At 73.5% G+C, this 21,936-nt stretch carries 23 protein-coding genes; 15 read left to right on the top strand and 8 right to left on the bottom strand.

The features are described 5' to 3' along the window. The first annotated feature begins 110 nt into the window (after positions 1-110). Both ACIO9K_RS27300 and ACIO9K_RS27295 read left to right on the top strand, forming a co-directional pair. The gene (locus tag ACIO9K_RS27300; protein ID WP_400333861.1) at positions 111-1,133 is read left to right on the top strand and encodes a cytochrome c oxidase assembly protein; all 1,023 of its coding nucleotides are present in this window, start codon (positions 111-113) and stop codon (positions 1,131-1,133) included. Between the two features lie 73 nt (positions 1,134-1,206). Further along, the gene (locus ACIO9K_RS27295) at positions 1,207-1,839 is read left to right on the top strand and encodes a YdcF family protein (RefSeq protein WP_363621003.1); all 633 of its coding nucleotides are present in this window, start codon (positions 1,207-1,209) and stop codon (positions 1,837-1,839) included. A 29-nt stretch (positions 1,840-1,868) separates the two neighbouring features. Here ACIO9K_RS27295 and ACIO9K_RS27290 read toward each other — a convergent pair whose 3' ends face one another. The 4 genes from ACIO9K_RS27290 to ACIO9K_RS27275 all read right to left on the bottom strand — a co-directional run bounded on the left by ACIO9K_RS27290 (position 1,869) and on the right by ACIO9K_RS27275 (position 6,616). After that, positions 1,869-3,095 (bottom strand): RICIN domain-containing protein, encoded by a 1,227-nt coding sequence (locus tag ACIO9K_RS27290; RefSeq protein ID WP_400333858.1) that lies wholly within the window; start codon positions 3,093-3,095, stop codon positions 1,869-1,871. A gap of 253 nt (positions 3,096-3,348) precedes the next feature. Next, positions 3,349-5,571, bottom strand: a complete 2,223-nt coding sequence (locus ACIO9K_RS27285; RefSeq protein ID WP_363586001.1) for an NADP-dependent isocitrate dehydrogenase — start codon at positions 5,569-5,571, stop codon at positions 3,349-3,351. A gap of 165 nt (positions 5,572-5,736) precedes the next feature. Beyond that, positions 5,737-6,093 carry a DUF4180 domain-containing protein gene (locus tag ACIO9K_RS27280; RefSeq protein WP_363586000.1) on the bottom strand — a complete coding sequence of 119 codons (357 nt, stop codon included), beginning with the start codon at positions 6,091-6,093 and terminating at the stop codon, positions 5,737-5,739. Positions 6,094-6,187: 94 nt separating this feature from the next. Then, positions 6,188-6,616 (bottom strand): helix-turn-helix domain-containing protein, encoded by a 429-nt coding sequence (locus ACIO9K_RS27275; RefSeq protein ID WP_400333854.1) that lies wholly within the window; start codon positions 6,614-6,616, stop codon positions 6,188-6,190. Between the two features lie 236 nt (positions 6,617-6,852). Here ACIO9K_RS27275 and ACIO9K_RS27270 point away from each other — a divergent pair, with 236 nt between their 5' ends. The 3 genes from ACIO9K_RS27270 (at position 6,853) to ACIO9K_RS27260 (ending at position 8,544) form a co-directional block, all read left to right on the top strand. Then, a complete protein-coding gene (locus ACIO9K_RS27270) occupies positions 6,853-7,158 on the top strand; it encodes an SAV_915 family protein (RefSeq protein WP_363585998.1) in 306 nt (101 codons plus the stop codon). Next, the gene (locus ACIO9K_RS27265; protein WP_363585997.1) at positions 7,155-7,481 is read left to right on the top strand and encodes a hypothetical protein; all 327 of its coding nucleotides are present in this window, start codon (positions 7,155-7,157) and stop codon (positions 7,479-7,481) included. Before ACIO9K_RS27270 ends, ACIO9K_RS27265 begins: the two co-directional genes overlap by 4 nt. 139 nt (positions 7,482-7,620) lie before the next feature. After that, entirely contained in the window at positions 7,621-8,544 is a 924-nt protein-coding gene (locus ACIO9K_RS27260; RefSeq protein ID WP_363585996.1) for a serine/threonine dehydratase, read from the top strand. 103 nt (positions 8,545-8,647) lie between these two features. Here ACIO9K_RS27260 and ACIO9K_RS27255 read toward each other — a convergent pair whose 3' ends face one another. Beyond that, entirely contained in the window at positions 8,648-10,273 is a 1,626-nt protein-coding gene (locus tag ACIO9K_RS27255) for an FAD-dependent monooxygenase (RefSeq protein ID WP_363620999.1), read from the bottom strand. A 302-nt stretch (positions 10,274-10,575) separates the two neighbouring features. On the opposite strand from ACIO9K_RS27255, the gene ACIO9K_RS27250 reads away from it, so the two are divergent. The 9 genes from ACIO9K_RS27250 to ACIO9K_RS27210 all read left to right on the top strand — a co-directional run bounded on the left by ACIO9K_RS27250 (position 10,576) and on the right by ACIO9K_RS27210 (position 17,753). Next, positions 10,576-11,742 (top strand): SchA/CurD-like domain-containing protein, encoded by a 1,167-nt coding sequence (locus ACIO9K_RS27250; RefSeq protein WP_400333849.1) that lies wholly within the window; start codon positions 10,576-10,578, stop codon positions 11,740-11,742. 32 nt (positions 11,743-11,774) lie between these two features. Then, on the top strand, positions 11,775-12,200 hold the full coding sequence (locus tag ACIO9K_RS27245) for a cupin domain-containing protein (protein ID WP_350879141.1): 426 nt from the start codon (positions 11,775-11,777) through the stop codon (positions 12,198-12,200). Continuing rightward, positions 12,197-13,453, top strand: a complete 1,257-nt coding sequence (locus tag ACIO9K_RS27240) for a beta-ketoacyl-[acyl-carrier-protein] synthase family protein (protein WP_363620996.1) — start codon at positions 12,197-12,199, stop codon at positions 13,451-13,453. The genes ACIO9K_RS27245 and ACIO9K_RS27240 overlap by 4 nt, the downstream gene beginning before the upstream one ends. 5 nt (positions 13,454-13,458) lie before the next feature. After that, positions 13,459-14,700: a beta-ketoacyl synthase N-terminal-like domain-containing protein gene (locus ACIO9K_RS27235; RefSeq protein WP_400333844.1), complete on the top strand. Its 1,242-nt coding sequence runs from the start codon at positions 13,459-13,461 to the stop codon at positions 14,698-14,700. 34 nt (positions 14,701-14,734) lie between these two features. Then, a complete protein-coding gene (locus ACIO9K_RS27230; RefSeq protein WP_350879137.1) occupies positions 14,735-14,998 on the top strand; it encodes an acyl carrier protein in 264 nt (87 codons plus the stop codon). A 1-nt stretch (position 14,999) separates the two neighbouring features. Further along, positions 15,000-15,455, top strand: coding sequence for an SRPBCC family protein (locus ACIO9K_RS27225; protein ID WP_363585990.1), 456 nt, complete (start codon positions 15,000-15,002; stop codon positions 15,453-15,455). Positions 15,456-15,460: 5 nt separating this feature from the next. Further along, entirely contained in the window at positions 15,461-15,781 is a 321-nt protein-coding gene (locus tag ACIO9K_RS27220; RefSeq protein WP_400333899.1) for a TcmI family type II polyketide cyclase, read from the top strand. A 511-nt stretch (positions 15,782-16,292) separates the two neighbouring features. Then, positions 16,293-16,886 carry a hypothetical protein gene (locus ACIO9K_RS27215; protein WP_363585989.1) on the top strand — a complete coding sequence of 198 codons (594 nt, stop codon included), beginning with the start codon at positions 16,293-16,295 and terminating at the stop codon, positions 16,884-16,886. A 168-nt stretch (positions 16,887-17,054) separates the two neighbouring features. After that, positions 17,055-17,753 (top strand): class F sortase, encoded by a 699-nt coding sequence (locus ACIO9K_RS27210; protein WP_363620993.1) that lies wholly within the window; start codon positions 17,055-17,057, stop codon positions 17,751-17,753. A gap of 69 nt (positions 17,754-17,822) precedes the next feature. On the opposite strand, the gene ACIO9K_RS27205 is transcribed toward ACIO9K_RS27210, so the two are convergent. Continuing rightward, positions 17,823-18,854 (bottom strand): methyltransferase, encoded by a 1,032-nt coding sequence (locus ACIO9K_RS27205; RefSeq protein WP_363585987.1) that lies wholly within the window; start codon positions 18,852-18,854, stop codon positions 17,823-17,825. Positions 18,855-18,936: 82 nt separating this feature from the next. Further along, entirely contained in the window at positions 18,937-20,010 is a 1,074-nt protein-coding gene (locus ACIO9K_RS27200; protein ID WP_363620990.1) for a right-handed parallel beta-helix repeat-containing protein, read from the bottom strand. A 336-nt stretch (positions 20,011-20,346) separates the two neighbouring features. Between ACIO9K_RS27200 and ACIO9K_RS27195 the strand changes: the two genes are divergently transcribed. Beyond that, positions 20,347-21,297 (top strand): deoxyribonuclease IV, encoded by a 951-nt coding sequence (locus ACIO9K_RS27195; RefSeq protein WP_400333837.1) that lies wholly within the window; start codon positions 20,347-20,349, stop codon positions 21,295-21,297. An 82-nt stretch (positions 21,298-21,379) separates the two neighbouring features. Here the strand turns inward: ACIO9K_RS27195 and ACIO9K_RS27190 are convergent, their stop codons facing one another. Next, positions 21,380-21,604 carry a hypothetical protein gene (locus ACIO9K_RS27190; protein ID WP_363585984.1) on the bottom strand — a complete coding sequence of 75 codons (225 nt, stop codon included), beginning with the start codon at positions 21,602-21,604 and terminating at the stop codon, positions 21,380-21,382. Between the last annotated feature and the right edge of the window lie 332 nt (positions 21,605-21,936).

Genomic DNA, 21,936 nt, shown 5'->3' with positions numbered 1-21,936 from the left:
AGGTAAGGCCCACCTAGGCTGTAGGCCAAGCAAAACGGGCGAACCGGACCCCCTCCAGGGGCCACGAGGACGGAAAGCAGGGCCCCCCGATGGGCGACGGAATGTCAGGCATGCACCACCACGGCGGGATGACCCAGCTAGGCCCGTTCACCTTGTCCAACGTCTGGACCTGGTCCCCCGACTGGGTGTTCCTGCTGGGAGGCCTGGCCGCCCTGGCGCTGTACGCGGCTGGCGTGGTCCGGCTCCACCGGCGCGGCGACCGCTGGCCGATCGGCCGGATGGTCGGCTGGGCGGCCGGTGTCGGCAGCTTGATCCTGGTCACCTGCACCGGGCTGAACGACTACGGCATGGTGCTGTTCAGCGCGCACATGATCCAGCACATGGTGCTGTCCATGCTGACGCCGATCCTGCTGCTGCTGGGCGCGCCGATCACGCTGGCGCTGCGCGCGCTGCGGCCGGCCGGCAAGGGGCGCCCGCGCGGGCCGCGCGAACTGCTGGTGGCGCTGCTGCACAGCCGGTACGTCCGGGTGATCTCGCACCCGGCCTTCACCATCCCGATGTTCATCGCGAGCCTGTACGGGGTCTACTTCACCCCGTTGTTCGACTTCCTGATGCAGTACCGCGCCGGGCACATCTTCATGATGGTGCACTTCCTCCTCACCGGTCTGGCCTTCTTCTGGCCGATCATGGGCGTGGACCCGGGCCCGCACCGCCCCGGCCATGTGATGCGGATCATCGAGCTGTTCATGGGCATGCCGTTCCACGCCTTCTTCGGCGTGGCCGTGATGATGGCCAGCCACCCGCTGGTCACCACCTTCACCGTGGAGGGCGCGCCACCGGGCACCGACCTCCTGGAGGACCAGAAGCTGGCCGGCGGCATCACCTGGGCGTTCGGCGAGATCCCGACCGCGATCGTGCTGATCGCGCTGGTGTACCAGTGGATGCGCTCCGAACAGCGGCAGGCCCGCCGCTCCGACCGCGCCGAGGAGCGCAGCGGCGACGCCGAGCTGGAGGCGTACAACGCCTATCTGGCCTCACTGCACAAGCGCGGCCCGCGCCCGGCGGCCCCGGCCGCCCCGGCCGCCGCTGTCACCCCCGTCACCCCCGTCACCCCGGCGGCCGACGCCGGCTGAGCCCACCGCCGCCTGCACCACGGAACCCCCGTCCCCGGTGGAACGGGGGTTCCGCCGTATACGTTCGGACGGTATGCACGCTCTGCTGATCGTCGCCGTCCTGCTCGGCGGGTACGTCCTGCTCTGGCTGCTCGGCTTCCTCGGCTGCGCGCTGCGGCAGGGGCGCCGCCCCGCCCCCGTCGGGGCGGACTACCTGGTCGTCCTCGGCGCCGCCCTGGACGGCTGCGAGCCCGCCCCGCCGCTGGCGGCCCGGTTGGACGCCGCGCTGGAACGTTTCGCCGCCGAGGAGGCCGCCGGGCACACGCCGCTGCTTCTGGTCACCGGCGGGAAGGGCCCGCACGAGGAGTGCACCGAGGCCGCCGCGATGGCCCGCTACCTGACCGCCCGGGGCGTCCCGGCCGACCGGATCCGGCGCGAGGAACGGGCCGTGAACACCGTCGAGAACCTGCGTTTCAGCGCGGCGCTGATGGCCGCCGAACGGCCCGGCTACCGGTGCACGGTCGTCACCAGCGGCTTCCACACCGCCCGCACCGCGCTCGCCGCCCGCCGGGCCGGCGCCCCCGGCCGGGTGGTCGCCGCGGACGGACTGCTCGCCCACGGCCCGTACGCACTGCTGCGGGAGGCGGTCGGCACGGCACTCGCCTACCCGCGCGCCAACGCCGCCGCCCTCCTGCTCCTCGCGGGCACCGGGGCCCTCCTCGGCTAGGCGGACCTATGCCCCGGGCCCGGCGGCTGCTACTGGAGCCTCCACTGCTGGTTCCAGCCGCTGTTGCAGGTCCAGACGCCCAGGGCCTTGGCGTCCTCGTCGTAGGTCAGGCAGTCCTGGTCGGTGATCCGGATCTGGTACTGGCCGTCGCCCTGCGCGACGAGCTGCCACTTCTGCTCGTCGGCGCCGGTCCACGGCTTGGCGTCGGCGACGTAGCCCTTGGTGTTCTCGGTCAGCGCGAGGCCGGACACGGCGCTGGTGATCTTGTAGCGGCCGTTGCCCAGTGCGGTGAACTGCCAGCCGGTGTTCTTGGGGCCGCTGGTGCCGGCGAGGATCGAGGGGCCGGAGGCAGCCCCGGTGGCCACCGGGCCCCGGCCGGTCTTCACCGTGGGGTACAGCAGCCCGGTCACGGCGTCACCGCCGCCACCGCCGCCCTGGTGCGCGGGCACGCCGGGAGTGGCGGTACCACCGGTGCTGACGCCCGGCACCGTACCGGGCTTGGCCGGGACACCCGGGGTGGCGGTACCACCCGTGCTGACACCCGGCACCGTGCCGGGGATGCCGGGGGTGACGGGGACGCCCGGGGTGCCGGGGGTCCCCGCGATGTCGGCCGGGATCTCGCGGGCCGGGAAGTGGATGATCCGCTTGCTGTCGTAGCACCGGATCAGCACGCAGGACCGGGAGGTGGTCACGGTCCGGTCCGAGTCGCTGCCGACGAAGGCCCAGTTCCCGTAGCCGCCGTCGCCCTTGTTGGTGAAGGTCGACTCGCCCGCGAAGACCCAGATCCGGAAGTCGTCGTAGCCGGTCGGGCCGCCCTCGCTGTCGTGGTGCTCCAGCTTGACGGTCTGGTCGATCAGCACCCCGCGCATGTCCGCCTCGTAGACGTTGCGGAACCAGAGGGTGTCGTACAGGTCGGTGCCGTCGTACTTGAACACCATCACGTTGAACCCCGGTGCGGCGGCGCTCAGTTGGCCGGCCATCCCCTGGGTGAACGCCGCGTTGTCGGCCTGCGCGGTGAGGGCCGCGCTGCGGAAGCCCCCGATCATGGCGCCGATGGAACTGATCAGCGCGCTGTAGCAGTTGCCGTTGCCGATGTTGGCGGGCCCGCCGACGCCCGGCTCGATGCCCGGGCAGTCGGTCGCCGCCGAGGCCTGCTGCGGCACGGCCATCAGGCCGGTCGAGGCCAGGGCCGCCAACAGGGTGCCGGCGACGGCCCGTTGGGTGACCCTGGTCGTCCGGCGGGAGGAAGCGCGCATGCTGAAGTGCCCCGATCGTTCGGCGAGGTGGCGTCCGTCTGCGGATCCGCAGCGGAGAGCGGTCCTCCGGATGCTAGGGCCGCTCACCGGCACCACCCGCGATCTTGACGGCACTCTGACGAACCGTTGATGATCTTCCTCCGCGCTGGCCCCGCGGCGGCCGCGGAGGCCGCCCGGAAAGCCCGGAAAGCCCGGAGGCTCCCGGGTCCGGTACCGGACCCGGGAGCCTCCCGGTGCTTCGACTCCCCTGGGATCAGGCGAGGTTGGCGAGCGCCTCGTTGAAGGTCTTGGACGGGCGCATCACCGCCGCGGCCTTGGCCGGGTCCGGCTGGTAGTAGCCGCCGAGGTCGACCGGCGAGCCCTGCACGGCGATCAGCTCGTCGACGATGGTCGTCTCCTGCTCGCCGAGCGCCTTGGCCAGGCCCTCGAACGCCTGGGCCAGCTCGGCGTCGGCGGTCTGCTGGGCCAGCTCCTGGGCCCAGTACAGGGCCAGGTAGAAGTGGCTGCCGCGGTTGTCGATGCCGCCGAGGCGGCGGCTCGGCGACTTGTCCTCGTTGAGGAAGGTGCCGGTGGCGCGGTCCAGGGTGTCGGCCAGCACCTGGGCGCGGGCGTTGCCGGTGCTGGTGGCCAGGTGCTCGAAGCTGGCGGCCAGGGCGAAGAACTCGCCGAGGCTGTCCCAGCGCAGGTAGTTCTCCTTGACCAGCTGCTGGACGTGCTTCGGGGCGGAGCCGCCGGCGCCGGTCTCGAACAGGCCGCCGCCCGCCATCAGCGGGACGACCGACAGCATCTTGGCGCTGGTGCCCAGCTCCAGGATCGGGAACAGGTCGGTCAGGTAGTCGCGCAGCACGTTGCCGGTCACCGAGATGGTGTTCTCGCCGCGGCGGATGCGCTCCAGCGAGAACGTGGTGGCCTCGACCGGGGACTTGATCTCGATCTGCAGGCCGGTGGTGTCGTGCTCCGGCAGGTACTTCTTGACCTTCTCGATCAGGACGGCGTCGTGGGCGCGGTTCTCGTCCAGCCAGAACACCGCCGGGTCGCCGGTGGCGCGGGCGCGGGTGACGGCCAGCTTGACCCAGTCCTGGATCGGCAGGTCCTTGGTCTGGCAGGCGCGGAAGATGTCGCCCGGCTGGACGGCCTGCTCCAGCACCACGTTGCCCTCGGCGTCGACGAGGCGGACGGTGCCGGCCGCGGCGATCTCGAAGGTCTTGTCGTGGCTGCCGTACTCCTCGGCCTTCTGGGCCATCAGACCGACGTTCGGCACGGAGCCGATGGTGGCCGGGTCCAGGGCGCCGTGGGCGCGGCAGTCGTCGATGACGGCCTGGTACACGCCGGAGTAGCTGCTGTCGGGCAGCACGGCGAGGGTGTCGGCCTCCTGGCCGTCCGGGCCCCACATGTGGCCGGAGGTGCGGATCATGGCCGGCATCGAGGCGTCGACGATGACGTCGCTCGGGACGTGCAGGTTGGTGATGCCCTTGTCCGAGTCGACCATCGCCAGGGCCGGGCCCTCGGCGAGCTCGGCCTCGAACGAGGCCTTGATCTCCGCGCCCAGGTGCGGCACGCCGTCCAGGCCGTTGAGGATGCCGCCGAGGCCGTTGTTCGGGTCCAGACCGGCGGCGACCAGCACCTCGCCGTACTTGGCGAAGGTCTTCGGGAAGAAGGCGCGGACCACGTGGCCGAAGATGATCGGGTCGGAGACCTTCATCATGGTGGCCTTGAGGTGGACCGAGAACAGCACGCCCTCGGCCTTGGCGCGCTCGACCTGGGCGGTCAGGAACTCGCGCAGGGCGGCGACGCGCATCACCGAGGCGTCGACGACCTCGCCGGCCAGCACCGGGACGCGCTCGCGCAGCACGGTGGCGCTGCCGTCCTCGGCGACCAGCTCGATCCGCAGCGCGCCGTCGGCGGCGATCACGGCGGACTTCTCGGTGGAGCGGAAGTCGTTCTGGCCCATGGTGGCGACGTTGGTCTCGGAGTCGGCCGACCAGGCGCCCATGCGGTGCGGGTGGGTCTTGGCGTAGTTCTTCACCGAGCCCGGGGCGCGGCGGTCCGAGTTGCCCTCGCGCAGGACGGGGTTGACGGCGCTGCCCTTGACCTTGTCGTAACGGGCGCGGACGTCCTTGTCCTCGTCGGTCTGCGGGTCGTCCGGGTAGTCCGGGAGCGCGTAGCCCTGTGCCTGCAGCTCGGCGACGGCGGCCTTCAGCTGCGGGATGGACGCCGAGATGTTCGGCAGCTTGATGATGTTGGCGCCCGGGGTCTTGGCGAGGTCGCCCAGCTCGGCGAGGGCGTCCTCGATCCGCTGGCCCTCGGCGAGACGCTCCGGGAAGCTCGCGATGATCCGCCCGGCCAGGGAGATGTCGCGGGTCTCCACGCGCACACCCGCCGTCGAGGCGTATGCCTGGACAACCGGCAGGAACGAGTAGGTCGCCAGGGCCGGAGCCTCGTCGGTGTGCGTATAGATGATGGTCGAGTCAGTCATCGGTACTCCGCTTCACGTCTCCAACGTCTTGACGTCAAGATATCTCGTCACGACCCCCTAGCTCCACCTCCCCCCGCCCCGGAGCGCGCGCCGGGCGCCCCGGGGGCGCGCCGACGGTCAGCTCCACCGTGGTCCCGGGGCGGGTGCGGGGCAAGCGGAGAACGCTCAGACCTCGGTGAACCGGGCCGCCAGCTCCGTCTCGTCGGCGAGGAACCAGAGCTGCCGGCCGCGGTTGCTCTCCCGGACGAAGTCGCGCAGCGGGTCGCTCGCCGCGACGTGGTCGGCGATGTCGCCGAGGACCACGAGGCCGACGCGGTAGTTGACGAACTTCTGCACGATGCCGCCGGCGACCCGGGTGCGCAGCGTGAAGAAGTCCGGGTGCAGCCGGGCGACGGGGACGACCACCCAGGAGGCACCGCGGCCGAACGCGTCGCCGATCACGTCCATGGCGTCCTGCTCCTCGCGGATCGGCGCGCCCTCGGCGGGCAGCCGCAGGACCGTCGTGCCGTACTGCTCGGACATTGCCGTTCTCCCTGGTCGATGTGGATCCGATATGGACCCGATGCGGATCCCGATGCGGATTCGGTGTGACCGACGCCATCCGACGCGGCCGGCGTCAGTGCATGGACGCGGTCATCGTGTGGACGATGCCGAGCAGCGCGGCGGTATCGGCCGGATCGCCGAGGACGACGAGCCGCAGGGTCTCCCGCTCCTCGTCGTGGACGGTCTCGACGTGCAGCGGCCGGCCGCCCTCGCGCGGGCCGGCGATCGCGGCCATAACGGCGGTGGACAGCCGGTCGGCGGCGGCCCGGTCGACGTTCTCGATCCGGACGACGGCGGACACCTCGGCCCGCCGCGCGCCGGCGCCGGGCGCGGGCGGGGCGGCCGGGGCGCCGGTGAAGGCCTCCAGGTCCGCACGGGCGATCCGGTACTGCTTGCCGATCCTGGCCGCGGCGAGCCGGCCGTCGCGGATGTAACCGCGGACGGTGCGCACGTGCAGGCCGAGAAGTTCGGCCACCTGTTCCACCGAGTAGTACTGCGCCACCTGCGACCATCCTCTCGAACACCCTCATCCGCAGGAAACATACCATCCGATAGGGATGTTTACGTAATGATAGGGAGTGGTTTAGTCCACTCGGGTGAACCGACCGTCAGGGGTGCGTCAACGCACCCACCCATTCGGTCAACGCCGCGTCAGGACCGGCGACGCCCGGCGGAACCCGGCCTAGCGTCGAAGCAGCAGTTCCGGCAGGCACCACCACCCCACCCGGGAGCACTCGCATGGCCCGCGTCGTCTGGCACGTTCCGGTCACCGTCTCCGGTACCGGCACCACCACCGCCCTCCGCCTCTTCCGCCTGCGCGACGGCCGCCGCTGCGCCGTCGGCTTCTCCAGCCCCGAGTCGCTCGCCGCCCTCTTCGGGCCGGACCAGGCCTTCACCGAACTCGGTGAACCCGCCCTGCGCGCGCTCACCGCCCCGCTCGGCATCGACACCCTCGTCCTCGACCCGCGCCTGGTCGCCCCGCCCGTCACCGCACCCGCCGCCCCGCTCGCCCCCGTCCCGACCGCACAGCTCCAGCACCGGTGACCGCCCTCCAGCTGGTCCCCGAGGACCCGGACCCCGAACCGGAACCACCTGAGCCGGCCCGGGCGCTGCATGCGCTCGCCCGGGTCAGCTACGGGCCGGTCCCGCTCGACTTCGACCGGCTGGCCGCCGAGCACCCGGCCGTCCAGGGCGGGCTCTCCCTCGCCGGCGACGCCGACCTGGAGCTCCGCCTCGCCTGCACCGGCCCCGAGGAACTGCGGGCGGTCGCCACCGCCCTCCAGCGCGCCGGGGCCGCCAAGGTCAGGATCGACCTGGTGCTGCGCGCCCTCACCCCCAGACCCGTCACCCTCCGCCCGGTCCCCTAGCGGCCTCCTCCTCGCGCCCCGGTCGGCCGGCGCCAGGGCCCCGCCCCGGTGCCGTCCGACCGTGATCATTTCCTCGTCCCGCGCCCGCGACGTACCGTCAAGCCCAGAGGCGACGCACCCGGCTTGAGGAGCAGGCACGATGGACCGATTGACGTACGACGAGGTCAAGGCCGCCGGCGAGCGGATCGCCGGGAGGGTGCGGCCGGTCGCGGTCGCCCCCGGGGACGACCGCGGGCGGACCTGGCTGGCGCTGGAGTTCCTCCAGCACACCGGCAGCTTCAAGGCGCGCGGTGCGCAGAACTTCCTGCTCGCGCACGCCGAGGCGGGCACCCTGCCGGAGGCCGGGGTCACCATCGCCTCGGGCGGCAACGCCGGGCTGGCCTGCGCCTGGGCCGCGCGCGAGCTCGGCGTGCGCGCCACGGTGTTCCTGCCCGAGACGGCCTCCCCGGTGAAGCTGGCGCGGCTGCGCTCGTACGGCGCCGACGTGCGGCTGGTCGGCCGGGAGTACGCGGAGGCACTGGCGGCCTGCGAGGAGTTCGCGGCGGGCAGCGGGGCGCTGGCCTCGCACGCCTACGACCACCCGCTGATCGCCGCCGGCGCGGGCACCGTGCTGGAGGAGATCCGCGCCCGGGTCCCCGGGCTGGACACGGTGGTGGTGTCGGTCGGCGGCGGCGGGCTGTTCGCCGGGGTGGCCGTCGCGGCCCGCGAGCACGGCGTCCGGGTGGTCGCGGTGGAGCCGGAGGGCAGCCGGGCCCTGCACGCCGCCCTCGCCGCCGGCCACCCCGTCGACGTCCCGGTGTCCTCCGTGGCCCAGGACGCCCTCGGCGCCCGCCGCGCCACCGCCCTCGCCGTCCACGCCGCCCGCCACGAGGGCGTCCGGTCCGTCCTGGTCGACGACGAGGCCATCGTGCGTGCCCGCCGCCGGCTCTGGGAGGACCGCCGCATCGCCGTCGAGTACGCGGCCTCCACCGCCCTGGCGGCCCTCGACCACGCGGAGGGCGAGCGGGTCGCCGTCCTCCTGTGCGGCGCCAACACCGACCCGTCCGACCTCGCCACCCCCTGACCGACGGCCCCCGGACGGCGGCTCCGGCCGGATCCGTCGTCAAGCACGAAGACCTGCCCGCCGGTTGGGAAACCGGCGGGCAGGTCCCGTTGTCGGCCGGGCGCTACAGGCTCAGCACCGCCCGCAGGGCCCCGGCGACCTCCGCCTCCGGGTCGTCCGCCGCGCCCGTCGAGCGCCAGGCGACGAAGCCGTCCGGCCGGACCAGCACGGCGCCCGCCGGGCCGATCCCGTGCAGCTCCGCGAAGTCCGCGCCCGGCTCCGGCGCCAGGTCGTCCTCGGCGCCGCCGCCGATCCGGTAGGCGTCCAACGGGACGGCCAGCCGGTCGGCCGCCCGCCGCGCCCCGGCCTGCCAGGCCGCGCCCTCGGGGCCGGTGAGCAGCACCATCGCCTGCTCGTACAGGTCCAGCGTGGACAGGCGCACGCCCGCCCGCAGCAGCCACTGGTGCGGGGCCCGGCTGCCCGGCTCCCCGGCCGACTCGAACTTCTCGGGGACGACCGCGCCCGCCGGGTCCGTCCCGATCACCGCGCCCACCGGGTAGCGGTAGCCGAGCGCCACCCCGAGCACCCCGGTCTGCCGCCCGGCACCCGGCACCACCGCGTACCCGGGGTGGCTGTGCTCGGCCGAGCGGGCCGAGGCGCGCTCGCTGGTCACCTGCGCGACCGGGCGGCGCTCCTGCCCGTACGTCTCCAGCAGCTCCGGCCCGGCCCACCCGCAGAGCACCGCGGCGAGCTTCCAGGCCAGGTTGTGCGCGTCCTGGATGCCGGTGTTGGAGCCGAACGCGCCGGTCGGCGACATCTCGTGCGCGGAGTCCCCGGCGAGGAAGACCCGCCCGGCGCCGTACCGCTCGGCCACCCGCTCGGCGGCGTGCCAGGGCGCCCGGCCGGTCACCTCGACGTCGAGCTCCGGCAGGCCGACGGCGGTGCGGATGTGCCGCTCGCAGCGCTCGTCGGTGAACGCCTCCAGCGGCTCACCGTGCTCGGGGTGCCAGGGCGCGTGGAAGACCCACTCCTCCTGGTTGTCCACCGGCAGCAGCGCGCCGTCCGCCTCCGGGTTGGTCAGGTAGCAGGCGATGAAGTGCCGGTCCCCGACCACGTCGGCCAGCCGCTTGGCGCGGAAGGTGATGCTGACGTTGTGGAACAGCTCGCCCTGGCCGCTCTGGCCGATGCCCAGGCGCTCGCGGGCCGGGCTGCGCGGGCCGTCCGCGGCGATCAGGTAGTCCGAGCGCACCCGGCGCTCCTCGCCGGTCTCCCGGCTGCGCAGCACCGAGGTGACGCCCTCGGCGTCCTGCTCGAAGGAGACCAGCTCGGTGTTGAAGCGGACGTCGCCGCCGAGGTCGCGGGTGGCGCGCAGCAGCACCGGCTCCAGGTCGTTCTGGCTGCACAGGCACCACGAGCTGGGGCTGAACCGGGCGAGCCGCCCGCCGGGGTCGATCTCCCGGAACAGCCACTCCTGCTCGGTGCCGGTCAGCGAGGGCGCCTGGAGGATGCCGTGGTTCGGGGCGAGGACCGACGCCGCCTCGCGGATCGCCGGCTCGATCCCGGCCACCCGGTACAGCTCCATCGTGCGGACGTTGTTGCCTCGGCCACGCGGGTGATGCGAGGTGTCGGCGTGCTTCTCGACCAGCAGGTGCCTGACACCCAGTCGGCCGAGGAAGAGCGAGGCCGACAGCCCGACCAGCGACCCTCCCACGATCAGGACCGGCACCCGGTCGTCAACCTTCGGATTCATCAATTGCTCCACCCTGTCAGGGGATTCAGCGGACCGGCGCCTGGGATCGGGGCCGCCGTCGAGGGGGCCGCACGGCCGGGGGCCCCGCTCTTCCATCCCCCGCCCGAGGGTGCTTGTGCCGCCTCTTCCCCCGGATGGCCCGCAAATATCGCGGCACCCCGGTACGCCGCTCACGATCGACTTCAGGCCTGGCGCCGACCGACCGGGCCGATCGCCGTCGCACCGCCCTCCCAAGCCGGGAGCACCCCCCGGACGCGGCCCACCGCGGCCCGCAACGTGCGGCCCAGAGCAGAAAGTGGATCATGACAACTCTGTCCGAACCGCAGCGGAAGCAGCAGGCCGACTCCGACACCCGGCTCCGGGTGGTACTGATGCTGGAGATCCAGGACGGCGCCCAGCAGCGCTTCCTCGACGTCTACGAGCAGCTGCGCCACCAGGTCGCCTCGGTGCCCGGCCATGTCAGCGACCAGCTGTGCCAGTCGATCAACGACCCCCGCCAGTGGCTGATCACCAGCGAGTGGGAGGACCAGGACACCTTCCTGGAGTGGGTGGACAGCCCCGCCCACCGAGAGATGGTCAAGCCGATGCACGGCTGCGTCAGCGACAACTTCCGCTCGCTGCGCTACGGCATCCTGCGCGAGACCTCGGCGGCCGGCTCCACCGGCACCCGGGCCCCCCTGGAGGTGCCGCCCGGCCTGCCGCGCACCGAGCCCGCCGGGCACGTCGGCCCGCCGAAGGCCGAGCCCGGCCCGGACGGCGTGGTCCGGCACGCGCTCACCTTCACGGTCAAGCCCGGCAGCGAGCACGAGGTGGCCCGGATCCTGTCCGGCTACGCCTCGCCCCGCGCCGAGGTGGACGAGCACACCCGGCTGCACCGCACCTCGCTGTTCATGCACGGCAACCGGGTGGTCCGGGCCGTCGAGGTGGTCGGCAACCTCGGCGACGCGCTGCGCCACGTGGCGATGCAGCCGGAGGTGCGGGCCGTCGAGGAGGCGATCAACCCGTACCTGGAGGAGGCCCGCCAGCTGGGTGACCCGCAGGCCGCGCGCGCCTTCTTCGCCCGGGCCGCGCTGCCGGCGAAGCACCAGGCGATCGCCAGCTCCCCGACCTCCGCCCGGCTGCACCGGCACGCCGTGCTGTACCCCGTCCGCCCGGGCGAGGGGCAGGCCGTCGCCGAGCTGCTCGCCGACTACGACAACCTCGCCACCGCCGACCCGACCGGCCCGGTCGCGGCCAGCACCGTGTTCCACCGGGCGGACGTGGTGGTGCGCCTGGTCGACCTGCGGGTGCCGGCCGAGGCCGACCCGGCGGCCGCCTTCGGCGTGGCGGGCGACCAGGAGGCCGCCGCACTCGGCCGACTGCTCGACCTCGGCCCGCAGGGCGACCTGCGCACCTCCACCGGACTCGCCGCCGCCCTCGCGGCCCGCGCCATGAACCCGGTCACCGACCGCAGCTCGCAGGACAACTGAAGAACCAGCCGCATCTCTCGGAGGAAAACACCATGACCACGCAGTACCCACGGATCGTGCACGTCGACGAGGCACCGGAGAACCGTCGGCGCGGCGGCGACCTGCGCGCCATGCTCACCCCGACCACCTGCGGGGCGACCAGCGGGTTCATGGGGCTGGCGATCGTCCAGCCCGGCGAGCGGATCGGCGAGCACTACCACCCGTACTCCGAGGAGTTCGTGTTCGTGGTCAGCGGCGACCTGGAGGTGGACCTGGACGGCGAGAGCCGTCCGATCAGGCCCAACCAGGGCCTGATGATCCCGATCAACATGCGCCACCGCTTCCGCAACGTCGGCGACACCGAGGCCCGGATGGTGTTCCACCTCGGCCCGCTCGCCCCCCGCCCCGAACTCGGCCACGTGGACACCGAGGAGACCGGCGCCGCCGGGCCGCCGGAACACGCCAAGGTGGCCTCGTGACCCGGCGCGTCGCCGTCACCGGGATCGGCGTCGTCGCGCCCGGCGGGGTCGGGGTCCCGGCGTTCTGGGAGCTCCTCACCGCCGGCCGCACCGCCACCCGGGGCATCACGCTCTTCGACCCCACCGGGTTCCGCTCCCGGATCGCCGCCGAGGTCGACTTCGACCCGGCGGCCCACGGGCTGGGCCCGGCGGACGTCCAGCGAGCGGACCGCTACGTGCAGTTCGCGATGGTCGCGGCGGACGAGGCGATCGCCGACGCGGGCCTGGACCTGGCCGCCGAGGACCCGTGGCGGATCGCCGTCTCGCTCGGCACCGCCGTCGGCGGCACCACCCGGCTGGAGCACGACTACGCCCTGGTCAGCTCCGGCGGCGCCCGCTGGGACGTCGACCACCAGCGGGCCGATCCGCAGCTGCACCGGGCCTTCGCGCCCAGCACGCTGGCCTCCACGGTCGCCGAGCGCACAGGCGCGCACGGCCCGGTGCAGACCGTCTCCACCGGCTGCACCTCCGGCCTCGACGCGATCGGCTACGGCTTCCAGGCCGTCGAGGAGGGGCGCGCCGACATCTGCATCGCCGGCGCCTCCGACTCGCCGATCTCGCCGATCACCGTCGCCTGCTTCGACGCCATCAAGGCCACCAGCGAGCGCAACGACGACCCGGAGCACGCCTCCCGGCCCTTCGACGCCCACCGGGACGGCTTCGTCCTCGGCGAGGGCGGCGCCGTCCTGGTGCTGGAGGAACTGGAACACGCCCGCCGCCGCGGCGCCCGGATCTACGGCGAGATCGGCGGCTTCGCCACCTTCGGCAACGCCTACCACATGACCGGCCTCACCCAGGAGGGGCTGGAGATGTCCCGGGCGATCGACGACGCGCTCGCCCACGCCCGGGTGGACCGCACCGACGTCGGCTACGTCAACGCGCACGGTTCGGGCACCAAGCAGAACGACCGGCACGAGACCGCCGCCGTCAAGCGCTCGCTCGGCGCCCACGCCTACCGGACGCCGATGAGCTCCATCAAGTCGATGGTCGGGCACTCGCTCGGCGCGATCGGCGCCATCGAGGTGGTCGCCTGCACCCTGGCGCTGGCCCACGGCGTGGTGCCGCCGACCGCCAACTACGAGACTCCGGACCCGGAGTGCGACCTCGACTACGTGCCGCGCACCGCGCGCGAGCTGCCGCTGAGCCACATCCTCTCGGTCGGCAGCGGATTCGGCGGATTCCAGTCCGCCGTCGTGCTCAACAGAACGGGGTGAGTGTCATGACGTCACGTCAGCAGGGCCGCCGGGCGGTGGTCACCGGCCTCGGCGTGGTGGCGCCGAACGGCGTTGGGGCCGACGCCTTCTGGAAGGCCACCAGGCAGGGCGTGAGCGTCCTCGACCGGATCACCCGCGAGGGCTGCGACGGGCTGCCGCTGCGCGTCGCCGGCCAGGTGCGGGACTTCGACCCGCGGGCCGCGATCGACAGCCGGTACCTGGTGCAGACCGACCGGTTCACGCACTACGCGATGGCCGCCGCCGACCTGGCGGTGGCGGACGCCGGATTCCGCCCCGACCCCGAGCATCCCTTCGCGGTCGGGGTGGTGACCGCGGCCGGCTCCGGCGGCGGCGAGTTCGGCCAGCGCGAGCTCCAGCAGCTCTGGGGCAAGGGGCCGCAGTTCGTCGGCCCGTACCAGTCCATCGCCTGGTTCTACGCCGCCAGCACCGGCCAGATCTCGATCCGCGGCGGCTACAAGGGTCCGTGCGGGGTGGTCGCCAGCGACGAGGCCGGCGGCCTGGACGCGCTCGCGCACGCGGCCCGCACGATCGAGCGCGGCACCGACGCGGTGGTGGCGGGCGCCGCCGAGGCACCGCTGGCGCCGTACTCGATGGTCTGCCAGCTCGGCTACCCGGAGGTCAGCCTCGCCGGGCAGCCCGACCGGGCCTATCTGCCGTTCACCGCGCAGGCCTGCGGCTTCGCCCCCGCCGAGGGCGGCGCGATGCTGCTGCTGGAGGACGAGCAGGCGGCCCGGCGGCGCGGCGCCGCCGTCCGGGCCCACCTGGCCGGACACGGCTCCACCTTCACCGGGGCCTCCCGCTGGGAGGAGTCCCGCGAGGGGCTGGCCGCCGCGATCCGCATCGCCCTGGACGAGGCCAGGATCGCGCCCGAGGAGATCGACGTGGTCTTCGCGGACGCGCTCGGCGTTCCGGCCGCCGACCGGGCCGAGGCGCTCGCACTGGCCGACGCGCTCGGTCCGGCGGCCGAACGCGTCCCGGTCACCGCCCCCAAGTCCGGCACCGGACGGGCCTACTGCGGCGCGCCGATGCTGGACGTGGCGGCCGCCGTCCTGGCCATGGAGGACGGCGTGCTGCCGCCCACCCCGAACGTCACCGAGGTCAGCCACGACCTCGCCCTGGTGACCGGCCGCGCCCGTCCGGCCGAACTGCGCACCGCACTGGTGCTCAGCCGCGGGCTGATGGGTTCCAACTCCGCACTGGTGCTCCGGTGCGGAGACCGGCCCTGAATCCGCACCCGCAACTCCACCGAAGGGACATCCCGTGAGCAACACCCTCAGCTATCACGAGCTGGCCGCCCTGATCCAGGCCCGGGCCGGCGTCACCGTCGACCCGCTGCACCTGGAGCGCCCGGGCGCGCAGTTCGACGAGTTCGGCGTCGACTCGCTCGGCCTGCTCGGCGTCGTCGGCGAACTGGAGAACCGGCACGGCCTCAAGGTCACCTCGGGCGCCGAGTCCGCCAAGACCCCGGCCGAGTTCCTGCAGCTCGTCAACACCTCCCTCCTCTCCCCGAAAGCTGGTGCCTGAGATGCCCGGACACACCGACAACGAGATCGTCATCGCCGCGCCCCTCGACCTGGTCTGGGAGATCACCAACGACCTGGAGAACTGGCCGGACCTCTTCAGCGAGTACGCCTCGGTGGACGTGCTGGAGCGCGACGGCGACAGCGTCCGCTTCCGGCTCACCATGCACCCGGACGAGAACGGCCAGGTGTGGAGCTGGGTCTCCGAGCGCACCACCGACAAGTCCTCGCTCGCGGTGCGCGCCCGCCGGGTCGAGCCCGGCCCGTTCGAGTTTATGGACATCCGCTGGGAGTACGCCGAGGTCCCGGCCGGGACGAGGATGCGCTGGATCCAGGACTTCGCGATGAAGCCCACCGCCCCGGTCGACGACCACGGCATGGTCAACCACATCAACCGCAACTCCCGGATCCAGCTGGAGCTGATCCGCGAGAAGGTCGAGAAGCGGGCGGCGGAGCGGTGACCGGAATGCACCGCGCCCTGATCGTCGCCCGGATGAAGCCCGAGGCCGCACCGGACATCGCCGAGGTGTTCGCCACGTCCGACCAGGGCGAACTGCCGCACCTGATCGGCGTCACCGGCCGCAGCCTGTTCCAGTTCGGCGACGTCTACCTGCACCTCATCGAGGCCGAACGCCCGCCGGGCCCGGCCGTCGCCAAGGTCATCGGCCACCCGGAGTTCCGGTCCGTCAGTGACCAGTTGACCGCCTTCGTCCAGGCCTACGACCCGGCCACCTGGCGCGAGCCGAAGGACGCCATGGCGTACGAGTTCTACCGCTGGGACCGCTGACCCCGTCCCGCTCGTCCTGGGCCCGCCCCCGGCCATCCGCCGGGGGCGGGCCCACGTGCGCGTCCGGCTCGACCGGACGTGGCGTCAGCGCCGCCCGAGCCGGCCCGACGCGGCGTCAGTGCCACCCACGCCCGCCGGACGGCACGTCAGCACCATCCGGGCCGCCCGACGCGGCGTCAGTGCCATCCCGGGCCTGCCCGACGTCGCGTCAGCACCATCCGAGCCCGCCCGACGCGGCGTCAGTGCCTTCTGAACGGGCCCGACACGCCGTCAGCACAGGACCGGCTCGGCCCGGACCGCCGCGAATCCTTTTCACCCGTCTCACTGGGGCACCCGGGTGAACCGGGCCGGGACTCCACTCGAATCGAGCACAGTCCGTACCCAAGTCGCCACTCTCCGGTGGCGGCGGACGTCGCGGTGGTTGACGGTGAATCAGACGCAGTTCCCACGAATTCCCTTGTCCGGCGCCGTGCCGGCGATCGCGGGCCTGTGTATCGGAAGGATCAACCTCATGCGTTCTGCACGCACTCTGCTCGCCGGGGCGGCTGTCGCCGCCGTTCTCACCGTCGGCACCCCCATGGCCTTCGCCGACGGCTCCGCCGACCAGGCGAAGAGCCTCACCTCGCAGGACCAGTCCGACCGCGGCGACGAGCACGGCCGTGGCGACGACCGTGGCGACGAGCACGGCCGTGGCGAGGGTCGCGGCGACGAGCACGGCCGTGGCGAAGGCCGTGGCGACGAGCACGGCCGTGGCGAAGGCCGTGGCGACGAGCACGGCCGTGGCGAGGGTCGCGGCGACGAGCACGGCCGTGGCGAAGGCCGTGGCGACGAGCACGGCCGCGGCGGCGACAAGGGCGGCGAGGGCCGCGGCGGCGACAAGGGCGGCGAGGGCCGGGGCGGCGAGCACGGCCGCGGTGGCGAGCACGGCCGCAAGGGCCCGCACGGCGGCGTGCACGCCGGCGGTGGCGGCCTGGCCGTGGCCGAGACCGGCACCACGCTGTCCGGTGGCGGCCTCGCCTCCGGTGCCGTCCTGCTGATCGGCGGCCTCGGGGCCGGCGCGTACGCGCTGCGCCGCAACCGCCGCAACACCGGCGCCACCATCTGACGTCCGGCATCTGACGCCGCCCCCACGCGCCTCCCCACCAGGGCGGCGCGCACGGGGGCGGCGGGTCGTTTTGGACCTTCTGGACCTTTCGGACTTTTTCGGGCCGCCACCGGCCCGGCTGCGCATGGGAATGGAGAAAGAGGAGCGATGGGCGGTCCCGTCCCTGGAATGTCCCGACTGCTGCGCACCGGCATCGGTGCGGCGGCGGTCGGCCTGCTGCTGATGTACAACTCGGTCGACACCACGCCGAGAGCCAACTCGGCGTCCCGCATGACCCGTCCCCCGGCGATCGTCGCGCCGGCCACCCCCCGCCCGTCCGCACCGGCCACCACCCCCGCAGAGGCCCCCGCGGAGGCCCCTGCGGAGGCCGCCGAGGACCCGGCCCCCGCGCCACCGTCGCTGGGCCGCGCCAATCCGACCCGGCTGCGGATCCCGCAGATCGGCGTCGACGCCCCGTTCACCGAGCTGACGCTCGATCCGGAGGGCCAGCTCACCGCGCCGCCGCCGGACGACGACAACCTGGTCGGCTGGTACCGGGACGGCGTCTCCCCGGGCGAGCTCGGCAGCTCGGTGGTCGCCGGGCACGTGGACACCACCACGGGCCCGGCGGTGTTCGTGATGCTGAGCCAGATGCAACCGGACCAGCAGATCGAGGTGGAGCGCGCGGACGGCACGGTCGCGGTGTTCTCGGTGGACTCGGTGGAGGCCTTCCCCAAGAACGCCTTCCCGGACGACAAGGTGTACGGCCAGACGCCCGACGCCCAGCTGCGGCTGATCACCTGCGGCGGTGCGTACGACAAGGGCCAGAAGGACTACACGGACAACGTGGTGGTCTTCGCGCACCTGGACTCCTCGCACCCGGCCTGACCGGCAACGCGAACGACCGCCGCCCCCAACTCCCGGGGGGACGGCGGTCGTTCGCGTGGGGGCCGGTGCTCAGCCGCGCACGGTGGCCTCGAAGGCGTGCAGGTAGGGGTTGACCGGGTGGACGTCCGCGACGTCCAGTCCGGCGTCCTCCATCAGCCGCACCATGCTCTCCTTGGAGTGCTTGGCGCCGCCGACGTTGAGCAGCAGCATCAGGTCCATCGCGGTGGTGAAGCGCATCGACGGGCTGTCGTCGACCAGGTTCTCCACCACCACGACGCGGGCGCCGGGCCGGGCCGCGGCGACCACGTTGGCGAGGGTGCGGCGGGTGCTCTCGTCGTCCCACTCCAGGATGTTCTTGATGATGTAGAGGTCGGCGCGGACCGGGATCTCCACCCGGCAGTCACCGGGCACCAGCCGGGCGCGGGCCGAGAAGGCGCCGCCGTCCTGGAGCCGGGGTTCGGCGCCGGCGACCACCTTGGGCAGGTCGAGCAGGGTGCCGTGCAGCGCCGGGTGCTTCTCCAGCAGGCTGGCCAGCACGTGCCCCTGGCCGCCGCCGATGTCCGCCACCGAGTCGACGCCGGTGAGGTCCAGGTACTCGGCGAGGTCGTGGGCGGACTGCCGGCTGGAGGTGGTCATCGCCTTGTCGAAGACCTTCGCGGAGTCGCCCGCGTCGCTGTGCAGGTAGTCGAAGAACTCCTTGCCGAACAGCTCGGGGAAGACGTTGCGGCCGGAGCGGACCGCCTCGTCCAGCTTGGGCCAGGCCTCCCAGGTCCACGGCTCGGTGCACCAGAGGGAGATGTAGCGCAGCGAGTTGGGGGCGTCCTCGCGCAGCAGGCGGGACATCTCGGTGTGCTCGAAGCGGTCGTCGGAGGTCTCGGAGAAGATGCCGTAGCAGGTGAGCGCGCGCAGCAGGCGGCGCAGCGGCAAGGGCTCGGTGTCGAGGGCGGCGGCGAGATCGGTGAGGCTGGTCGGGGTGTCGCCGAGCACGTCGGCGACACCGAGCCGGGCGGCCGCGCGGACGGCGGCGGCGCAGGCGGCGCCGAAGACGAGCTCGCGCAGGCGCATCGCGGCCTGGGGAGTCGGGGGCGGTGCGATCGTCATGGGAGGTCTTCCTTGTCGACGGGGGCGGGGGTGCCGGGGGCGCGTGCCGGGGGCGGGTCGTACCGGGAGTGGGTGCCGCGGCTCAGCAGCGGCCGAACGGCTCGGACCGCGCGCAGGTGTTTCGGGCGAACGCGTTCTCGCCGGTGTCGCGGTCGGCGATGTCGGCCGGGCTGTTGCCGCTCAGGTGGTTGTCGGCGACGGTGTTGCGGGCGTTGGCGACGCCGACGACGCTCTTGAAGAGGACGATCCCGCCGGAGAAGTCCGAGCTGCCGACGTTGTCGTGGACCTCGTTGTCGGTGACCCGGGCGTCCTCGACCCCGGTGAGCACGATGCCCGCGCCCTGGATGGCGCCCAGCCGCGGGTTGGCCGGGCAGAACATGTTGTTGGCGACGACCTCGTTGCGGCGCACGTCGAGGTCCCCGGCCCGGGGCACGCCCTCGTCGCCGACCACGAAGACCCCGGCGCAGTTGCCGCGGAGCTCGTTGTCCTGGACGGCCAGCCCGCGCAGTCGGCGGACGGTGACGCCGACCCGGTTCTCGGTCAGCTCGTTGCCCTCCACGACGGTGCCCCCGGTGTCGGGCGCGCCGCCCTCGCGGTAGGCGTAGTTGGCGAGGAAGACACCGGACTGGCCGTTGTGGGTCGCGCGGTTGCCGACGATCCGGGCCCGGGTGGAGATCTCCTGGCTAATGCCCTGCTGGGCGTTGTCGTGGACGTAGGTGTCGCGCACGGTCAGGCCGGTGGTGCCGCTGGCGTCGATGCCGTTCTTGCGGAAGCCGGTGACGGCGAGGGTCTCGATGGTGACGTCCGGCAGCGGGGCCGCCTCGGTGCCGTCGACGCACAGGCCGTGTCCGGCGGTGGCGCAGGCGTTCTCGGTACCGTCCCCGGGGGTGATCACGCTGTCCGCGCCGGCGCCGCGCAGGGTGAGGCCCGGGGTGGTGATGCGGACGCTGCCGGGGTAGGTGCCGGCGAGCAGTTGGACGGTGTCGCCGGGAAGGGCGGCGTCGACGGCCTGCTGAATCGATTCGCCCGGCTGGACGACGTGCAGGCCGTCGGCGGCGTGGGCCGCGGGCACGGCGGCCAGGCCGGCGAGGACGGTGGTCAGGGCGGTGGCGGCGGCGGTGGCCGCGGCGAAGTGGTGGACCCGTCGCGTGGGCATGAGTGGTGACCTGTTCTTTCCGGCGCGCTCGCCGGTGTGCGGCCGGAGCCTGCCGGGCGGCGCGCTAGGTACGCGGTGTCTGTTCTTACGCGGTGTGCGTGGGCGGTGACGGCCGGTGGGTGCGGCCGACTCGACGCTATGGGCCGCCGGGTGGGCCCGCCACCAGGGCTGGGCTGCGGGACTGACGGGGCGTCGGCCGGTGGTGGGACGGCCCGGCGTGGCGCGTACGGCGCGGCGCGCTCCGGGCCGCGCCGCACGGCACGCCCTCGGACCGCCCCGGCACCGCCGGCCGGGCCGCGTGCCACCGCCGGCCGGCGGCGTGACATCCTCGGGGCCATGACCACCGCACCCGCAGCGCCCTTCGGCACCCTCCGCAACCCGGTCGGCGCCCACGTCCCGGTGGCCGCCCGCGGGCTGGCCGGAACGGGGCTGGCGTACGCGCGCCGGGTCGGCGCCGAGACCGTGCAGGTGTTCGTGGCCAACCCGCGCGGCTGGGCCACCCCGCCGGGCAACCCCGCGCAGGACGAGGAGTTCCGGGCGGCCTGCGCCGAGCAGGCACTCCCCGCCTGGGTGCACGCCCCGTACCTGATCAACTTCGGCTCGGACAACCCGGCCACCCGCGAGCGCTCGGCCGACTCGCTGCGGCACTCGCTGCGCCGCGGCCACGCGATCGGCGCGCTGGGCGTCGTCCTGCACACCGGGTCGGCGGTCGGCACGGCGCCCGGCGGCGGCTCCCGGCGGGCCGAGGCGATGGCACAGGTCCGGGCCGACGTGCGGCCGCTGCTGGACGAACTGGACGCCCTCGGCGAGGACGCGCCCTGGCTGCTGCTGGAGCCGACGGCGGGCCAGGGCAGCTCGCTCTGCTCCCGGCTGGAGGAGCTCGCCGAGTACGTCGAGGCGCTGGACGGGCACCCGAAGGTCGGCGTCTGCCTGGACACCTGCCACGCCTTCGCCGCCGGGCACGACCTGGCCGTACCCGGCGGGGTGACGGCCGCGCTGGACGCCCTGGCGTCGGCGGCCGGGCCGGGCCGGCTGCGGCTGATCCACGCCAACGACTCCGAGGACGTCGTCGGCGCGCGCAAGGACCGGCACGCCAACATCGGCGCCGGGATGATCGGCGCGGAACCGTTCCGCGAGCTGTTCGAGCACCCGGAGACGGCCGGTGTCCCGCTGCTGGTGGAGACCCCGGACCGCAAGCACGGCGGGGACGGCACCGGGCACGCGATGGACATCGCCGTACTGAAGGAACTGCGCCAGCGGGCCGCCGCCCCCGCCCGGCCGGCCTGACCTGCTCGGGCCGCCGCTCGGGCCGCCGCTCGGACAGCCGTGAGCCCGGGGGCCCACAGCGGCCCCCGGGCTCACCGGTCGGTCAGCAGTCGCCGATGCAGTCGTCCTCGGTGTGCTCGTGGACGTTCAGCCAGTTGGCGTGCGGGCCGAACAGGCCGACACCAGCCGAACCCGACTCCAGGCTCTGCCCGGTCGACGAGTGCGACCCGTGCCAGGCCGCCATCGCCGGCGCCGGCGCCGCGAAGGCAGCGGCGCCCGCCACGGCCGCGATCACGGCGAGCTTGCGGATCTTCCCACGAAGCGACATCTGATGTCCTCTGGTTCGATTCTGGTCCTCGATCCGCCTCCCGGAACGGCCGGTGCGGCCACCGGACGGGGCGGACGGCGCCCCACCGGGGGAAGCGCCGGGCCAACGTTTGCACACGAACGCGCACGCGCCGCGGCACGCCGCAAACCGGCTGAGGCATTCGGGTGACGACTTCCCTCCCCCGGGTGAACGCCCTCGGACACCCGGCCGCACACCGAACGGCCGGTCCGGACCGGCGCAGGACGAGTGCCCGTCCGACCGGCGCGGGACCGCAAGTCTTGCGGTGACATGCCAGGCCGACTGAACAAATCCCATCGATTTGGTACAGGACG

The sequence above is a fragment of the Kitasatospora sp. NPDC087271 genome (genome assembly GCF_044744605.1).
GTDB lineage: Bacteria > Actinomycetota > Actinomycetes > Streptomycetales > Streptomycetaceae > Kitasatospora.
The sequence above is the reverse complement of the archived record's forward strand: the minus strand, read 5'-3'. Positions and strand labels throughout refer to the sequence as shown.

Bases quoted from the DNA above. Each gene is read 5' to 3' on its own strand.
- ACIO9K_RS27300 (WP_400333861.1), top strand. From the start codon at position 111: ATGCACCACCACGGCGGGATGACCCAGCTAGGCCCGTTCACCTTGTCC.
- ACIO9K_RS27295 (WP_363621003.1), top strand. From the start codon at position 1,207: ATGCACGCTCTGCTGATCGTCGCCGTCCTGCTCGGCGGGTACGTCCTG.
- ACIO9K_RS27290 (WP_400333858.1), bottom strand. From the start codon at position 3,095: ATGCGCGCTTCCTCCCGCCGGACGACCAGGGTCACCCAACGGGCCGTC.
- ACIO9K_RS27285 (WP_363586001.1), bottom strand. From the start codon at position 5,571: ATGACTGACTCGACCATCATCTATACGCACACCGACGAGGCTCCGGCC.
- ACIO9K_RS27280 (WP_363586000.1), bottom strand. From the start codon at position 6,093: ATGTCCGAGCAGTACGGCACGACGGTCCTGCGGCTGCCCGCCGAGGGC.
- ACIO9K_RS27270 (WP_363585998.1), top strand. From the start codon at position 6,853: ATGGCCCGCGTCGTCTGGCACGTTCCGGTCACCGTCTCCGGTACCGGC.
- ACIO9K_RS27260 (WP_363585996.1), top strand. From the start codon at position 7,621: ATGGACCGATTGACGTACGACGAGGTCAAGGCCGCCGGCGAGCGGATC.
- ACIO9K_RS27255 (WP_363620999.1), bottom strand. From the start codon at position 10,273: ATGAATCCGAAGGTTGACGACCGGGTGCCGGTCCTGATCGTGGGAGGG.
- ACIO9K_RS27250 (WP_400333849.1), top strand. From the start codon at position 10,576: ATGACAACTCTGTCCGAACCGCAGCGGAAGCAGCAGGCCGACTCCGAC.
- ACIO9K_RS27245 (WP_350879141.1), top strand. From the start codon at position 11,775: ATGACCACGCAGTACCCACGGATCGTGCACGTCGACGAGGCACCGGAG.
- ACIO9K_RS27235 (WP_400333844.1), top strand. From the start codon at position 13,459: ATGACGTCACGTCAGCAGGGCCGCCGGGCGGTGGTCACCGGCCTCGGC.
- ACIO9K_RS27225 (WP_363585990.1), top strand. From the start codon at position 15,000: ATGCCCGGACACACCGACAACGAGATCGTCATCGCCGCGCCCCTCGAC.
- ACIO9K_RS27220 (WP_400333899.1), top strand. From the start codon at position 15,461: ATGCACCGCGCCCTGATCGTCGCCCGGATGAAGCCCGAGGCCGCACCG.
- ACIO9K_RS27215 (WP_363585989.1), top strand. From the start codon at position 16,293: ATGCGTTCTGCACGCACTCTGCTCGCCGGGGCGGCTGTCGCCGCCGTT.
- ACIO9K_RS27210 (WP_363620993.1), top strand. From the start codon at position 17,055: ATGTCCCGACTGCTGCGCACCGGCATCGGTGCGGCGGCGGTCGGCCTG.
- ACIO9K_RS27205 (WP_363585987.1), bottom strand. From the start codon at position 18,854: ATGACGATCGCACCGCCCCCGACTCCCCAGGCCGCGATGCGCCTGCGC.
- ACIO9K_RS27200 (WP_363620990.1), bottom strand. From the start codon at position 20,010: ATGCCCACGCGACGGGTCCACCACTTCGCCGCGGCCACCGCCGCCGCC.
- ACIO9K_RS27195 (WP_400333837.1), top strand. From the start codon at position 20,347: ATGACCACCGCACCCGCAGCGCCCTTCGGCACCCTCCGCAACCCGGTC.
- ACIO9K_RS27190 (WP_363585984.1), bottom strand. From the start codon at position 21,604: ATGTCGCTTCGTGGGAAGATCCGCAAGCTCGCCGTGATCGCGGCCGTG.